Annotated in this window: 17 protein-coding genes; 10 read left to right on the forward strand and 7 right to left on the reverse strand. The window is 45.1% G+C overall.

What is annotated here, in order from left to right; translation table 11 throughout:
- Positions 1-60 precede the first annotated feature (60 nt).
- The 5 genes from FTV29_RS06920 to radA all read right to left on the reverse strand — a co-directional run bounded on the left by FTV29_RS06920 (position 61) and on the right by radA (position 5197).
- Positions 61-399, reverse strand: coding sequence for a DUF3325 domain-containing protein (locus FTV29_RS06920; protein ID WP_180075262.1), 339 nt, complete (start codon positions 397-399; stop codon positions 61-63).
- On the reverse strand, positions 396-2117 hold the full coding sequence (locus FTV29_RS06925; protein ID WP_180075263.1) for a PepSY domain-containing protein: 1722 nt from the start codon (positions 2115-2117) through the stop codon (positions 396-398). Before FTV29_RS06925 ends, FTV29_RS06920 begins: the two co-directional genes overlap by 4 nt.
- 1 nt (position 2118) lies before the next feature.
- Positions 2119-2475, reverse strand: a complete 357-nt coding sequence (locus FTV29_RS06930; RefSeq protein ID WP_180075264.1) for a hypothetical protein — start codon at positions 2473-2475, stop codon at positions 2119-2121.
- A gap of 208 nt (positions 2476-2683) precedes the next feature.
- On the reverse strand, positions 2684-3688 hold the full coding sequence (locus tag FTV29_RS06935; RefSeq protein WP_005169956.1) for a Tim44 domain-containing protein: 1005 nt from the start codon (positions 3686-3688) through the stop codon (positions 2684-2686).
- A gap of 117 nt (positions 3689-3805) precedes the next feature.
- Positions 3806-5197: a DNA repair protein RadA gene (radA, locus tag FTV29_RS06940; protein ID WP_005097669.1), complete on the reverse strand. Its 1392-nt coding sequence runs from the start codon at positions 5195-5197 to the stop codon at positions 3806-3808.
- 174 nt (positions 5198-5371) lie between these two features.
- Here radA and FTV29_RS06945 point away from each other — a divergent pair, with 174 nt between their 5' ends.
- The gene (locus FTV29_RS06945) at positions 5372-5776 is read left to right on the forward strand and encodes a hypothetical protein (protein WP_005169959.1); all 405 of its coding nucleotides are present in this window, start codon (positions 5372-5374) and stop codon (positions 5774-5776) included.
- 100 nt (positions 5777-5876) lie between these two features.
- On the opposite strand, the gene FTV29_RS06950 is transcribed toward FTV29_RS06945, so the two are convergent.
- Positions 5877-7223, reverse strand: coding sequence for a sodium:alanine symporter family protein (locus FTV29_RS06950; RefSeq protein WP_005097666.1), 1347 nt, complete (start codon positions 7221-7223; stop codon positions 5877-5879).
- 320 nt (positions 7224-7543) lie between these two features.
- Here FTV29_RS06950 and FTV29_RS06955 point away from each other — a divergent pair, with 320 nt between their 5' ends.
- The 7 genes from FTV29_RS06955 to FTV29_RS06985 all read left to right on the forward strand — a co-directional run bounded on the left by FTV29_RS06955 (position 7544) and on the right by FTV29_RS06985 (position 13689).
- Positions 7544-8947 carry an amino acid permease gene (locus FTV29_RS06955; protein WP_005097664.1) on the forward strand — a complete coding sequence of 468 codons (1404 nt, stop codon included), beginning with the start codon at positions 7544-7546 and terminating at the stop codon, positions 8945-8947.
- 133 nt (positions 8948-9080) lie between these two features.
- Positions 9081-9314 (forward strand): lipoprotein, encoded by a 234-nt coding sequence (locus tag FTV29_RS06960; RefSeq protein ID WP_005097662.1) that lies wholly within the window; start codon positions 9081-9083, stop codon positions 9312-9314.
- A gap of 24 nt (positions 9315-9338) precedes the next feature.
- The gene (lysA, locus tag FTV29_RS06965) at positions 9339-10583 is read left to right on the forward strand and encodes a diaminopimelate decarboxylase (protein ID WP_005097661.1); all 1245 of its coding nucleotides are present in this window, start codon (positions 9339-9341) and stop codon (positions 10581-10583) included.
- Positions 10584-10596: 13 nt separating this feature from the next.
- Positions 10597-11442 (forward strand): diaminopimelate epimerase, encoded by an 846-nt coding sequence (dapF, locus tag FTV29_RS06970; RefSeq protein WP_100534855.1) that lies wholly within the window; start codon positions 10597-10599, stop codon positions 11440-11442.
- Between the two features lie 93 nt (positions 11443-11535).
- Positions 11536-12138 (forward strand): alpha/beta fold hydrolase, encoded by a 603-nt coding sequence (locus tag FTV29_RS06975; protein WP_257224493.1) that lies wholly within the window; start codon positions 11536-11538, stop codon positions 12136-12138.
- On the forward strand, positions 12139-13074 hold the full coding sequence (gene xerA / locus FTV29_RS06980) for a site-specific tyrosine recombinase/integron integrase (RefSeq protein ID WP_005265836.1): 936 nt from the start codon (positions 12139-12141) through the stop codon (positions 13072-13074). It begins immediately after the preceding gene.
- A 231-nt stretch (positions 13075-13305) separates the two neighbouring features.
- Positions 13306-13689, forward strand: coding sequence for a hypothetical protein (locus tag FTV29_RS06985; protein ID WP_005265835.1), 384 nt, complete (start codon positions 13306-13308; stop codon positions 13687-13689).
- Positions 13690-13869: 180 nt separating this feature from the next.
- Here the strand turns inward: FTV29_RS06985 and FTV29_RS06990 are convergent, their stop codons facing one another.
- A complete protein-coding gene (locus tag FTV29_RS06990; protein WP_004645712.1) occupies positions 13870-14364 on the reverse strand; it encodes an Lrp/AsnC family transcriptional regulator in 495 nt (164 codons plus the stop codon).
- Positions 14365-14476: 112 nt separating this feature from the next.
- Between FTV29_RS06990 and FTV29_RS06995 the strand changes: the two genes are divergently transcribed.
- Positions 14477-15082 carry a LysE family translocator gene (locus FTV29_RS06995; RefSeq protein ID WP_180075266.1) on the forward strand — a complete coding sequence of 202 codons (606 nt, stop codon included), beginning with the start codon at positions 14477-14479 and terminating at the stop codon, positions 15080-15082.
- A 520-nt stretch (positions 15083-15602) separates the two neighbouring features.
- Complete coding sequence (locus tag FTV29_RS07000; RefSeq protein ID WP_005097655.1) at positions 15603-16355, forward strand: electron transfer flavoprotein subunit beta/FixA family protein; 753 nt, start codon at positions 15603-15605, stop codon at positions 16353-16355.
- Positions 16356-16359 lie beyond the last annotated feature (4 nt).

A 16359-nucleotide genomic window follows, 5' to 3' on the forward strand; every position in this document is an offset into this window, starting at 1 on the left:
TAAATTAAAAAAGCCAATCCGAAGATCAGCTTTTCAAGTATGAGGGGGTAAATTAGAATTTTAGACCAAGCAAATGATTGCTGAAATCACGGCGATTACCACACAGATTGAGGCGATTACTTTAATTTTACTTTCCAGATAGCTCAGGCTTAAACCAACGACCAGGGCCGCAAAAGTCAAACTGCCGAGCCAATAACTGATCATGTTGCTGATCGTTCCAGCGAACAGGCACAGGATAAGTGCCAGAATCAATATTACCCAGCCAAGAATGCTGGCCAGTCTGGTTTTGGACGTATCTAATTCTTGAGCAAAGATCTGTTTTTGATGTTTGGACATGGATGCGGCAAGCGCAAACAAACCGAGAGATGTCAAAGCCCAAATCAATAAGAAGAACATCATGCCTGATTCTCCTTGAGCATCACTTTGGATTTTTTCGGTGGCAAGCTTTTATGATTTTTCACTTTCTTGAATGCAAACCAGAACAGGATAGCAAGCACCCACATCGCCAGATCAAAAGAAGCAATCATCCATTGAGCATTCAGGACGGTATTCCAGATCGTCTGACCGCCAGTCAGGAAATTAATGATTGGCAACAATGCGAATGCCACAGTGGCAAGCACGAGTAGCTCTAGCCAGGCTTGTCGATTGCTACGAATTATGGCGTAAATTAAGGTCAGCAACCAGACGATAAAGAAGCTACGAATCTCCCAGTTCAGTCGCATGTCCATGTCTGCCGGAATAAAACGGTTGGCATAAAAGTAGGCGGCACAGGCAATCGGTAAACCAATAATGGCAGCGATATTGGTGACTTCTACAAGACGATAACCAAAAGATTTATAGCCTTGCTTTTGTTGTTGTGGTGCGCGTTTGACACACCACAGAATCAAACCAGTCGCAATCATGAATGTGCCGACCACACCAGACATGAACAATAACCAGCGTAGAGCCAAGTCCACGCCACGTGCTTCATGCAGTGTGGTAAATACGTTATAAATACCGTTTGCAACCGAGGGTGTTTTCAGTGTGGTTTGATCCGGCTTTAATTCACCCGTCACGCCATTGAAAGCCAGACTCGGATAAACATTACGATAGGCTACGCTAACCCCATTTAAGGCACGAAGTTCAATTTCAGCTTTGGCGGTATTTGGCTGGATGATGTTAATTGTAGCAACCGGATTGTTTTTCCATTGCTTTTCTGCTGCTGCAAGAATGGGCGCTAAGTCTGCCAATGGCGCAGGGCGGGCAGGTGACGCATCGCCACGCGAACGGCGAGCTTCACCCCGTGCAGACATATCACCACGTTCACCACGATTCTCTCCCTCACTACGCGGTCGACGCTGGTCACTATCACCGGATTCAGCCTGAACGCTATTGTCCTGAATCAAGCTCTTACGTTGATCTTGCAGAAATGCGCCTCGATTTTCATAAATCTGGTTGACACCCCAAGGCATCAGGGTAAACAGCAGCAGTAACAAACCGCTAAAGGTAATCATGATATGGAACGGCAGGGCAAATACCGCCGTTGCATTATGGGCATCCAGCCAGGAGCGCTGACCTTTGCCAGGACGGAAAGTAAAGAAATCCTTAAAAATTTTCTTATGGGTAATCACACCGCTGATAATCGCCACCAGCATGAGCAAGGTTGCAATGCCGACAATCCAGCGCGCCCAGATTCGGGGCAGTCCGTACAGTTCAAAATGAAAACGGTATAAGAATGAACCACCGTGTGTTTCACGGGCTTGCAGCACTTCACCGGTTGCACTGTCAATGGTTAGGCGGGTACCGCCATGACGGGCACGCGGATCTTCACCGGCACCGCGAATATTCAGTATGGTGGTATTCTGGCGTGAGTTAGGCAGCTGAATTGCCCAGCTGCCGGCATCCGGATGATGCTGTTGCAGATAAGCCAATGCGACACGGGTCTGTTCGATTTGGGACTTTTGTGGGACTGACTGATGAAATTCCGGTTTCATCCAGATGCTGATTTCATTCTGGAAAAAACTTAAAGTTCCAGTTAAAAAAATCGCATATAAAAGCCAGCCTAAAATCAGACTGGCCCAGGTATGCAACCATGACATCGACTGGCGTGGCCCTTCCTGTTTTGCATCTACTCTCATCTTAATTTCCTAGGAATTTATAGCTGATATAGAGCAAAACACTGGGAATTACGATTCCGAGCGTTGCCTTGATAGTTTTGTTGACCATAAATACCCAAATAAAGGCTGCGGTATTCAGGCTAAAACCAATCAGGGTGGCTGACATGGCAGCACTGCTTCCTGCATCCATAAACATCTGGGCAATCACGATGGCAGCCAGCGAGGCAAGCATATAACCGCCGACACCAGCCAGAAGAAAGCGATATAAAATCATCCCACGATAAACCAGCAGATTTGCTTTAACTTTATTTTTGCTCGATGGACTCGGTGCAGTAACTCTTTCAGTCGCTATTGCATGCATATTCGGACTACTCATCATCGAAAATTCTATCTATTAAACTTGTTAAGCTATTTCGATGCGAATGATAACAATTATTGTTTATATTTTAAATACGAAACATCAAACTATTTATATGAAAAATAAAAAGAACTATTGGACAGGCTAAAAGGGGGGTATTAAAAAATATAAGCTTTAAAAATAAAAACAGCGGCTCGAAAGCCGCTGTCTAAATATTATCTGTTCAGAATTAGTCTTGCTGAATACCTGCAACCACCCAGTCCTGATTTGAACCTGCTGGTTTAGTGAAATGCCAGATTTCTGCAAACGGTTGTGGCAAGCTGTTCAAGTCTTCGCTTACCGTACCGGTAAAGCGTACGCTGACAATATACTGACCATTGTCAGTCGATGAATCTACCACCATGGCATTCAGATTTGAAAACTCGGCAACATCCTGATCCTGATTGCTCATGATGTCATTACGCATTGACTGATAAAGATCAGGAGTTAGGTAACGCTGAATTTCCGAAATATTGCTTGCCGTATTCATAGACTGAATGTGGTTAAAACGCTGACGTGCGACACGCAAGAACGCGGCAGGTTCAGTACCATCCGGTAACTGGCTACCACTTTGGGTATAAGCCGTGCCGAAAGGCGCCGTATTTACCGGCGCAGAACCAAACGGTGCATTAGTACTTGGCGTTTGACCACCAACATTCTGACCAAAGATATTGCTATTGTCACCACCGCGAGGTGCAGTCGGTGCTTGACCAAAAGGTGCTGTATTACCAGCACCGCTATTTGGTGCAAATGGATTAGAAGCTACTTTTTTTTTTGCGCCCATCTTACGGAAAATGAAGAAGGCAACAGCAGCAGCAAGCAGGATCCAGATCCAGCCTGGAATACCACCTTTTTCCTCTTCTGCTGGAGCCGCCTGAGCTTCAGACGCTGCCACACTTTGATCATCGGCCAATGCATTGGCAGCTACGGCACCAATCGCAGCACCCGCTACACCGGCAGCAACCATACCACCCACACCTGGGCCAGATTTTTGCTGGGTTGCAGCACCGGCAGCTGGCGCTTGTTGAGCAGGCGCAGCTTGACGAGGTTGTTGATAAGATTGGGTAGGCTGTGCAGAACGTTGCATACCGTGACTTTTACCGCCACCGGCACGTTTTGCTTCAGCAGCAAAAGGCGCAACCAATAATACTGCTGTCAAGATACCTGTAATCAAACCGCGCTGTCGAACTTGCATTCATTTTTCCTATGAGAATAAAACCTATTTGTACAGTCTATTTATATAGGCTTTGTGTGGAATTTCAATCAAAAATCTGTATTTTTTGCGCTTTACTGCAAATTCACTGCCTGATGCTTAATTTAGCTCATCACTTAAAGACATGGCTTCACTCAGGGCTTCATGCAAACGGGCAACAGCAATAATCTGCACGCCTGCAATGGTTTTTTGCGGTGCATTGCCACGTGGCACAATAATGTATTTAAAACCATGCTTGATCGCTTCTTTCAGACGCTCCTGTCCATTTGGCACGGGACGAATTTCACCAGACAGCCCGACTTCCCCAAAAACAGCCAGTTGTTGTGGTAAGGCCTTGCCACGAATACTGGAAGCGCAGGCCAGAAGTACCGCCAGATCGGAGCCGGTTTCTGTAATTTTAAGACCACCAACAATATTGACATACACATCCTGACCTGAGGTTTGTACACCACCATGCCGGTGCATGACGGCCAAGAGCATATTCAGGCGGTTCTGGTCCAGACCCAGCGCGACCCGTCGTGGCTGACCATGCGCATCATCGACCAAAGCCTGTACTTCGACCAGGAGTGGACGCGTGCCTTCACGACTGATCATGACAATCGAGCCCGGAATCGCTTCATCATAACGGCTTAAAAATATTGCAGATGGATTGGACACTTCGCGCAGCCCTTTGTCGGTCATGCCAAACACCCCGAGTTCATTCACCGCGCCAAAACGGTTTTTGACGGCACGGATCATCCGGTAACGTGAATCGGACTGACCTTCAAAATACAGCACACAATCGACCATATGCTCAAGTACGCGTGGGCCTGCCAAGGCGCCTTCTTTGGTGACATGACCGACCAGAAATAAAGAGGTACCGCTGTTTTTGGCAAAACGGGTCAGCAGGGCAGCGGATTCACGAATCTGCGAGACTCCACCTGGAGCTGATTGTAAGGTCTCGGTATACAGGGTTTGAATTGAGTCCAGAATTGCGACGGCAGGACGTTGCTGGGCCAATACTTCACAAATGCGTTCGACACAGGTTTCTGCCATGACCTTGAGCTGATCGGTTGGCAGATCCAGACGCTGGGCACGTAATGCGACCTGAGACAGGGATTCTTCGCCGGTGACATATAAGGCCGGATTTTTGGCAGAGGCCATATGCGTGGCTGTTTGCAGCAAAATGGTTGATTTACCAATGCCGGGATCACCACCGATCAGAACCACTGAACCCGTTACCAGTCCGCCACCCAGAACCCGGTCAAACTCACTGATACCGGTCGGTAAGCGTGTTTCATGAGAGACTGAGACCTGATTTAAGATGGTGATTGTAGATGCCTGACCTGCATATCCACCCGCGATTTTTGGCTGAGCCCGATGTGTAACCGCAGGTGCAATGCTGACCTCAGTCAGGCTGTTCCATTCCCCACATTCCGAACATTGTCCCGACCATTTCGGATGATCTGCACCACATTGTTCACAACGATAGACACTTTTTGCTTTAGCCATATTTTAAGATGAAGCGATTGAAATTGACTGACAGCATAGCGGTGAATGTGATCTAAAACCAAGCCTTTCACCTGAGAAATCATGGTTTTTACGACAAGGCTTGTCGTTTTTATTTGTGCTTATTCGGATGTTGTGTATCAACGCCGTCTATAATGCCCGTCTTGTTATGCTGAAATGGAACAGATCTTGTCACAATTGCTGAAACATATTGATGCGATCGCACGTGAAAAAAACCGTGATGTGCTGTTTGTGCATTTTGAACAGTATGTATACCCAGATCAGGACGCTCACTCGGTTCGGCAAATGTTTATCGGCTGGTTAGAGCAACAGGGTATCCGTTATATACCGTGTTTGGGCATTGAGCCCACAGTCCGCAGTGACGTGTATTCGGGCAGTCTATATCTGGATGTACCTTTTGACCTGCAGCATAAAACTTATCAAAAACTGAGCGAGTACTTGGAAGATGATCAGGGCAATATGAAAATTGAAGGCATTCAGTTTTTTGTTTTATCTTTAGGACTGGCACTTGAACTCGAATCTGACGGCAAATTACCAGAATGGGGCGGTTTACGCTCATAGAACATGAATATTGGATTTGAATTTCGAATAATTAGTAATAAAAAGCCACAATTGATGTGGCTTTTTATTCTCTTGGTTCGGGATTTAAGCAATAAGGTAGTTAATAAAGTTCACCAGATTTACGCCTTGCGATGAAGTCTTTCGATTCCTTGGCAATCACGCCAGACAATAACAGCAATGCAATCAGGTTGGGAACCGCCATCAGACCATTAAAGGTATCGGCAAATAACCAGACCAGATCCAGTGTCGCGATACAGCCGACAAAAACCGATGCAATATAAATAATACGATAGGGTAGAACGAACTTTTCGCCGAGCAAGTAAGTGGCACATTTTTCGCCGTAGTAGCTCCAGCCTAAAATCGTGGAATAAGCAAAGAAAATAATTCCGAAGGTGACGACCCAGCCACCGACACCGGGCAGGAGTTTGTCGAAGACGCCAATCGTCAGTACTGCACCGGTCTGATCGCCAAATGAATTACCGGCCATGATGTAGCCCATGACCAGAACAATACCAGTAATTGAACAGACAATAATGGTGTCAATAAAAGTACCGGTCATAGAGACCAGACCCTGACGGGCAGGATGGTCGGTTTTTGCTGCTGCGGCTGCAATCGGCGCAGAGCCCATGCCGGCTTCATTCGAGAATACCCCACGTGCTACACCATAACGAATCGCCGCACCAATCGCACCGCCTACTGCAGCTTCACCGGTAAAAGCATAGGTGAAGATCATTTTTAGTGCAGGCGCTACCAGTTCTAAATTGTTGAGAATAATGACCAGACCACCAGCCACATAGCCTACCGCCATGATTGGAACAATCACCGAAGATGCCTTGGAAATCGATTTAATCCCGCCCAGAATCACCAGTGCTGAAAAGGCAGTAATGATAATACCGGTCATCCAGGTTTCGATCCCCAAACTGTTTTCAACTGCCAGTGCAACAGTATTGGACTGCACTGAACTGCCGATCCCAAAAGAGGCCAGTGTCCCGAACAATGCAAAAATCAGCGCCAGCCATTTCCATTTCAGGCCACGTTCGATGTAGTACATCGGACCACCCGACATTTCACCTTTTTCATTTTTAATTCGGTATTTGACTGCAAGGACACCTTCGCCGTATTTAGTCGCCATACCAAACAGGGCAGTCATCCACATCCAGAACACCGCACCCGGACCACCCAGCACACAGGCGGTGGCTACGCCGGCAATATTACCGGTACCAATCGTGGCAGACAGTGCAGTCATCAGTGAAGCGAACTGGGAAATATCACCTGAGTGCTCGGGATGCTTGCCAAAGACCTGTTTGAAGGCCAGTGGCAACATACGGAATTGCCAGAACAATAAGCGGAAAGTGAGGAATATCCCGGTGCCGACAATCAGTACCAGCATATAAGGGCCCCAGACCCAGCCGCTTAAAGTCTCCATTAAACTTTGTAAATTTTGCATAAAATTCTTCTTATTGATCCATGTCTATGTAATTCGAGATATTGATTAAAAAGCAATTATTGTGCCATCGGTATTCATCCTGAATACTTAAAATGGCGGAATTGTGTTCTAGTTTTTACATGGTTTTGCTGCTTTGACAAGAAGTTTCTTGAATCTCGGGCGTCGAAAAAATAAGCGTTAAGCTGGCGCGAGTGAGATATAAGAAAAATAAATGAACTTTACAGTTTAGGCAGAAAATACAAATGATGTGATTTTTCTTTTTGTATTCAGGCTTTTTTACGTTAATTTGTCGCGAGTAAAACTCGAAGTTGAAATCAATAATGTCAGAAAAATATAACAGTTCATCGGCAGAGCACGGTGAGTTACAGCGAAGTTTATCCAATCGGCATCTACAGCTTATTGCCATTGGTGGCGCCATCGGAACCGGCCTGTTTATGGGTTCGGGCAAGACCATCAGTCTCGCAGGTCCTTCTATTCTGGTGATCTATATGATCATCGGTTTTATGGTATTTCTGGTAATGCGTGCACTCGGTGAGTTGTTGCTCTCGAATTTGCAATATAAATCATTCATTGATTTTGCCACGGATCTGATCGGGCCTTGGGCCGGATACTTTGTTGGCTGGACCTACTGGCTGTGCTGGATCACTATCGGGATCGCAGATCTATCCGCGATTATTTATTACCTGCAATTCTTCAATAATGGCTTGCCCTTTAGTCCTGAAGAAGGAGTGATGATCAGCGTTGCCGCGATTGTGTTTATCATGGGTTTGAACCTGGTCACGGTCAAACTGTTTGGTGAAATGGAATTCTGGTTTGCTCTGGTCAAGATTATCGCGATTGTGGTGCTGATTGCCGTTGGCCTGTGGATGGTCTTTACCGGGTTTACCTCGGATGCCGGCACAGTTGCGTCATTTAGTCATATCTGGTCACATGGCGGTATCTTCCCGACTGGAGCGATGGGCTTCCTGGCCGGGTTCCAGATTGCGATTTTTGCCTTCGTGGGTGTAGAGCTGGTGGGTACGACCGCAGCTGAAACCAAAGATCCGGAAAAGAACCTGCCGAAAGCAGTGAACTCGATTCCGATCCGTATCATTATTTTCTATGTACTGGCACTTTTGATTGTGATGTCGGTAACGCCATGGAATCAGATTGATCCAAATATCTCGCCCTTTGTGAATCTGTTTAGTCAGGCTGGTATTGCCGCAGCTGCGATCATCATGAACCTGGTGGTGTTGTCCTCGGTGATGTCATCGATGAACAGTGGGGTATTCTCGACCAGCCGTATGCTGTTCGGTCTGTCGCGTGAAGAGCAGGCACCACTTGCCTTTGGTCGCTTAAACCGTCGTGCAGTTCCGGCAAATGCCTTGTATTTCTCTGCGGTATGTTTGTTGCTGGGTGCAGCACTACAGTATTTCGTTCCAGATACCGTCCGCGCTTTCACTTTAGCAACGACTTTATCCACGATTCTGTTTATCTGTGTCTGGATCATCATTATCTGGAGCTATATCGTGTACTACAAAACACGTCCAGAATTGCATGCCAAATCGACCTTTAAGTTGCCGGGCGGTCTGGTGACCTGCTGGATTGTGATCGTATTCTTCCTGAGCATGATCGTGGTGTTGGCGCTGGAAGACGATACCCGTCAAGCACTGATGGTCAGCCCGATCTGGTTTATCCTTCTGGTTATTGGCTATTTCGGTTTCTATAAACAGAAACATAAATAAACCTTATCAATAAAAACGTCAGCGATCTGCTGGCGTTTTTTTATCGCTAAAGATAATCTCTAGGCTTTAGCGCTTTGGTCATGGTGATCATCGCGTTATACTTCATCGAAACACTATTCAATTAGGTGGTCAGATGCATCAAGTCATTTGCTACATCAGTATCTTGGCGACAAGTCTTGTTCTTGCAGCTTGTGGGCAGTCAGGTGCGTTGCACTTGCCGAATGATCCAGATTACGACAAGCGTGCCAAGTATTTGTTATATAAAAATACCGAAGCTGAATCCAAAGCCTCCGATGAAGAACGAGATGCCCCTGTGCAACAACAGTTTGCTGCGCCTGAAGCATCAGATTCAACGACTACACCTTAACGCTTTCAAAGAAAGGATACCTTCATGAGTTTCACCCGCATTAATGGGGTATTGCACGCTGAGCAATGTTCATTACAACAGCTCGCAGAGCAATTTGGCACACCTCTCTATGTTTATTCCAAAGCCACCTTGGAAAAGCATTTTTTAGATATGGACCGTGCTTTTAACTTTATCGATCATCAAATCTGTTTCGCGGTAAAGTCCAACTCCAATCTTGCGGTATTGAATGTATTGGCCAAACAGGGGGCCGGTTTTGATATTGTGACCGGCGGTGAATTGGCACGTGTACTGAAAGCCGGTGGTGATGCCGCAAAAATTGTATTTTCGGGTCTGGGTAAAACTGAAGCAGATATTAAAAAAGCCTTAGAAGTGGGCATTGCCTGCTTTAATGTGGAATCTCATGCCGAGCTGGATCGTATTCAAAAGGTTGCGGCTGAATTGAATGTTAAAGCGCCGATTTCATTGCGCGTGAATCCGGACGTCGATGCCAAAACCCATCCTTATATTTCAACCGGTCTAAAAGAAAATAAATTCGGTATTCCATCTGATAGCGTATTTGCAACCTATCAATATGCGGCGTCACTGGCCAATCTGGATGTGGTCGGGATTGACTGTCATATCGGTTCACAGCTCACCGAAACCCAGCCTTTTGTTGATGCGCTGGATCGTGTCATTGTCATGATTGACCAGCTCAAAGAAATGGGTATCCACCTCAAACACATCGATATTGGTGGTGGTCTGGGGGTGACTTATAAAGATGAAACCCCGCCATCGGTTGAAGAATATGCCAATGCGCTACGTCCAGCATTAGAAAAATTGGGCCTGAAAGTGTATATGGAGCCGGGGCGTAGTATTTCTGCCAATGCGGGTGTATTGCTGACCAAAGTCGATCTGCTCAAACCGACCAATCATCGTAATTTTGCCATCATTGATGCGGCGATGAACGACCTGATTCGTCCGGCTTTATATGAAGCATGGATGGACATTCAGCCAGTGACGCCGCGTAATGATGCTGAAACTAAAGAATGGGATGTGGTAGGTGCGATCTGTGAAACCGGTGATTTCCTCGGTAAAGAGCGTGAATTGGCAATCAAAGAAAATGATGTACTGGCAGTCTTGGGCGCAGGTGCCTACGGTTTTGTGATGAGCTCAAACTACAACAGTCGCGGCCGTGCGGCTGAAGTGATGGTTGATGCAGATCAGGCACATCTGATTCGTGAACGTGAGACGATTGAATCACTCTGGGAACGTGAGCGTTTATTGCCTTAAGGACTAAATCGAGATGTTATTAGAATTTACCAAGATGCATGGTCTGGGCAATGACTTTATGGTGGTTGATCTGATCAGCCAGCGCGCTTATTTGGATCCGGTCACCATTCAGCGCTTGGCCAATCGTAACTTTGGTATTGGTTTTGATCAGCTGCTGGTGGTTGAACCACCAGACGTACCGAGTGCAGATTTTAAATATCGGATTTTTAATGCCGATGGTTCGGAAGTAGAACAATGTGGCAATGGCGTGCGCTGTTTTGCCAAGTTTGTACATGACCGTCAGCTGACCAGCAAAACCAAAATCAAGGTACAGACGAAGTCTGGTATTGTTGAACCGGAATTGGGTGCCAATGGCTGGGTGCGGGTCAATATGGGCTATCCGAAATTCCTGCCACAGGACATTCCATTTTTGGCCGATGCACCGGAAAGCCTGTATGACATTGAGCTTGCTAGCGGTGAAAAGCTGAGCATTGATGTGGTGAATATGGGTAATCCACATGCGGTGACGATTGTACCGGATGTGATTGCTGCCGATGTGGCACGTATTGGCCCACAAGTTGAAGCGCATGCGCGTTTCCCGGCACGGGTCAATGCTGGCTTTATGCAGATCATTGATGAAAAACATGCGCGTTTGCGTGTGTATGAACGTGGGGTCGGCGAGACTTTGGCCTGTGGTACAGGTGCCTGTGCCGCAGCCATTTCCGGTATGCGCCGTGGTCTGCTGTCGAGCAAGGTTGAAATCGAGCTGGCAGGTGGCAAGTTGCAGATCGAGTGGAAAGAAGGCGATGTGGTCTGGATGACCGGACCAACGGCGACCGTGTATGAAGGGCGTCTGGATTTGCGTTATTTTCAGGGTTAATCGGCATTAAGTTTTAAAAAAGCACCGTGCTCAGAACGGTGCTTTTTTTATGTTAGGATGAAACTGAAATTTAATATGCATGATTATGCCTTCATGAATCAGCTTGTATTTTTACCGGGTGCATCTGGCAGCCAAGGTTTTTGGCAGCCGTTAAGGGCAGCATTAACCGAATATCCAGATCAGCAGGTCATTGCCTATCCAGGATTTGATGGGGTGACGCCAAATGTAGCCATTCAAAACCTGTATGATTTGCAAGAACTAGTAAATAGGCAGATTCAGGATGACTCCATTCTGATTGCCCAGTCGATGGGCGGTGTACTGGCAGTTGGGTTGGCGCTTAAGTATCCGCAAAAAGTCAAAGGGCTGGTATTGTTGGCGACATCAGGCGGTTTGAATTTGAAGAGATTTCACTGTGCCGACTGGCGAACAGATTATCGTGAACAGTTTAAAGCAGTACCGAACTGGTTTGTACAAGATCACACTGAATTTAATCCTGATCAGCTCGCCGGTCTTAAAATTCCCATTTTGCTAATTTGGGCAGATCATGATCCTCTAAGCACCATTCAAGTAGGACAATACTTAGAAAAAATATTTAAAGCAAAACTGCATATCATCCAAGGCGGAAATCATTTCTTTGCCCACACTCATGCAGATCAGGTGGCAGCACTGATTCAAGATTATCTGGAGCAACTTTAAATGGAGCAGGCAGTGACTGTGCCCCCTCAACTTTTGCTCAATATGTGGCTGAAAGAACGTGAAATCCAGAACCAGTCTAAACATACCTTGCAGGCCTATGCTCGTGATGTCTCGGATTTTTTAGAATTTTGCCAGCGTGAGCAGCTCAATTTAAACGATGTAGAAGCCACAGACCTGCGCCAGTTTCTGGCTGAAAAAGTTGAACAGCATCAGCTGAGTCCCAGTAGTCTTCAGCGCATGCTGTCGTCCATTCGCCAGTTTATGAAATGGGCAGAGCAGGCCCAGCATCTCGCCTTTAATCCGGCGGATGATTTTCAGTTAAAGCGCCAATCGCGTCCTTTGCCGGGCATGGTGGATATTGAAACCGTGAATCAGATTATCGATCAGCCTGCGCCTGAAAATGAAATCCAGCAGCAAATGTGGCTCCGGGACAAAGCCATTCTGGAGTTGCTGTATTCCAGTGGGTTGCGTCTGGCCGAATTACAAAACCTCAGAATCAAAGATATCGACTTCAACCGGCAGTTGCTACGTATTACTGGTAAAGGTAATAAAACCCGGATCGTGCCTTTTGGCTCCAAGGCCAAAGCAAGTGTCATGGCCTGGTTGCAGGTTTATCCTTTATGGAATGGCGACTTTGTGCCAGAAGCGAATGTATTTATTACCCAGAAGGGCAATCCACTGGGTGCACGCCAAATTGAAAATCGGGTCAAGTTTCAGGCGCAGCGCGCAGGCGTCAATGTGGATTTACATCCGCATTTGTTACGTCACTGCTTTGCCAGTCATATGCTGTCGAATAGCCGCGACTTACGTGCGGTTCAGGAAATGCTGGGCCACAGTAATTTAAGCACCACCCAGATTTATACCCATGTCGATTTTGATCATCTGGCACAAATTTATGATCAGGCGCATCCGCGTGCACAGCATAAAAAGGATTGATCATGCGCCAAGTGGTAGAAAGTAAAAATCATGAATATATATTTTTGGCATAAAACTTTCATATTTAAACCTTAAAATGGAATTGAACTGAGAACTGGCGTTCTGTTGGGGCATTTCACTATTGTCTTATTCGTTAAATGCGTCATTTCAGGTATAACAAGAACGAGTAATTAATATTTAAAATGAAGTATGACTGAGCAAAGTCTCAGCATTTGGCGGATGGGAATTGATATGGACACAATAGTGATTGCAGATATAGAACAAAAATATGCACAGTTAAGCGCAGCTCAAAAAGAAATGTTTGCCGGTTATGGTTTGCGACAAATCAAGCATTTTGTGGACATTAGCTTACCGAGTCTTGCAGCGACTTTACCTGAAGGTGCCATCATTCAAGGGATTAATGCCGATGGTAAAGTTCAGGCATTTAATGCAATGACAGGACAATACTATTTATGGATTTCTGATTTACAGTGGCAAGTGTCGAATCGTGCGACCCAAGCGGTCGATTTAAAAGAAGATGCGATTGCGATTTGGACAGTTTTTGAATTATCAGACTATGAATTGGTGGATTTAAGCCATATTCATCGTGATTTTTTAGCACAAGCAACTGCCTAAACTCCCTAGTATCTCGGCTTTACTCAAGAAAAAGGTTGTCTTTAAACAAGGCAACCTGATATTTTTCTTATCGTCAAACTTGCGATCTATCTATCTGCAACATAGCGGTTGATTCAAGCTGGCTATGATTATTTAGCGCTGGAATTAAAAATACGCCATCGTCACTCTTAATCCATTCGTTTATAAATCTTCTAAAGGCAATTGGAAACTCTGTTTAATAATCTGACTCGGTAAATCGGTTTTAACACTGGTAATACCATTTTTTTTAGTCAGATGGGTCGACTGGAATTTACGGTAACTTTCCAGATCAGGCACCACAACTTTCAGCATGGCATCACTCTCTCCCAAAATGATATAGCACTCCATCACTTGAGGCAGTTCTTTCATGGCCTCAATAAAGGTGTCAATGGTTTCAGCATCTTGACCGACCAGCCAAATCCGTGAAAACAAAATCAGCTGAAAGCCAATTTTCTGCTGATCGACAATGGTGGTGTAATTCTGAATCACACCCGCATCTTCCAGTAATTTGACCCGCCGCAAACAGGAGGAAGGCGAAAGTCCGATTTCCCGCGCCAGATCGTTATTCTGAATACGGCCATTGGCTTGTAAGTGTCGAATGATATTTTTATCAATTCGATCAAGTTTTACCCGCACAGACTTGGTGGATATTTTCATAAATTAGAATAATATTCGAAAAATAAGACTTATTATAAAATAAATTGAAAGCCAATTTTGTAAAAAATCGCAGATACTTGTTTCACTTTCTGGAGTTTGAAAGGAAAAGGAAATGTCTGTATTTGTACTCTTTGCACTGACCGTGCTTCCCCTGATTTTTACGCCTGGACCCGATATGTTATTTATCCTGTCTCAAGTAATGGGTAAAGATGCAAAAGCAGGCATGATGGCGACTGTCGGTGTGTGTTGTGGTTATCTGGTACATTCGATTCTGGTCGCACTCGGAATTGCTGCGATTATTGTGTCCTTTCCGGTGCTGTTTGAAACGATTCGCTGGCTCGGAATTACTTATCTGCTGTATCTGGCCTTTGGCCTGTTCAAGTCAGTATTCAGTAAAAGTGTGCTGAACATTGAGAAAAAGACATCAGCCAATCCGATTCAAAAAGGTTTTTTTACTGCGTTATTAAACCCGAAAGGCATGCTGATTTATTTTGCGATTTTGCCGCAGTTTATTGATAAATCGGCCAATACTGTCAGTCAAGGTTTGATTCTGTCCTTTATTTTTATTGGTCTGATTTTTGTGGTGTATTGTGGCTTAAGTATTTTGTTCAGTAAAATCAGCCAGAAAACCCAGATTGATGAACGTAAACAAAAATGGGTAGATGGAAGTTCTGGTGGTTTATTGGCGCTTGCAGCAAGCTGGCTCATCATCAATTAAGCCCGATTCAAAAAGCATACTTTTCACAGTATGCTTTTTTTATGGTTAAAAGCATTTGAAAAAGAGATGACTTTCCTGGCGTATCTATAAGTGAGCGGGTTGCTTATTCAGTCAATTGGTCTTTTTAGTGGGCCAAATCCGTTTCAAAGAAGATTTCTGTCTAAAATGACAAATATGATTGTGGGTTCATCCTGCCAGTTTTGCTGCCAACTACTTTCATTTCATTTTGCGTACAGCTTTTCAATCAGAACTATTGATGTGACTAATCAAATAAAAAAATAATATAAATCAATGCTTAAATTTTAAGTAAATGTTTATACATTTCATTGTAATAAATGGATAACAATTAATTGTGAACGCATCGTTCAGGTAAATTTACGCATTTTTACAGCTCTTTGTTGAATTGTGACTTGACCGAAATGCCGTACACATTGCAAGATAGGGCACCTAAAAAAATTTAAGTGAAGAGTTACACTAACTTTTCTCAACATTTACATTTGCTAAAACAGCCGAGGATTACATGAAGGCTCTTGTTGCTGTAAAACGTGTGGTTGATGCCAACGTTAAAGTTCGTGTTAAACCGGACAACAGTGGTGTTGACTTAACCAACGTTAAAATGTCAATTAACCCATTCTGTGAAATCGCAGTGGAAGAAGCGGTTCGTTTAAAAGAAAAAGGAACTGTTTCAGAAATCATTGTTGTTTCTATTGGTCCTAAAGAAGCGCAAGAACAGATCCGTTCTGCAATGGCGCTTGGTGCTGACCGTGGTATTCTGGTTGAAGCTGATGACAGCCAGCTCGGTGCGCTAGAAATTGCTAAAATCCTGAAAGGTGTTGTTGAAGCTGAACAACCACAATTAATCCTTCTAGGTAAGCAAGCCATTGATGACGACTCTAATCAGGTTGGTCAGATGCTTGGCGCTCTAATGGGTGCGGGCCAAGGTACATTTGCTTCTGAAGTGAAAGTAGATGGCGACAAAGTACAAGTAACACGTGAAGTAGACGGTGGTTTACAAACTGTTGAACTTGCACTTCCAGCCATTATTACCACTGACTTGCGTTTGAACGAGCCACGTTATGCAGCGCTTCCAAACATCATGAAAGCGCGTAAAAAACCGCTTGATAACAAGTCGCCTGCAGATTTTGGTGTAACGACCACAACTAAACTGAAAACAGTAAAAGTTGAATCACCTGCAGAGCGTAAAGCTGGCGTACAAGTGAAGTCTGTAGACGAGCTTGTAGAAAAATTGAAAAACGAAGCGAAAGTGATCTAATACA

The organism is Acinetobacter sp. YH12254, assembly GCF_013417415.1.
GTDB lineage: Bacteria > Pseudomonadota > Gammaproteobacteria > Pseudomonadales > Moraxellaceae > Acinetobacter > Acinetobacter pseudolwoffii.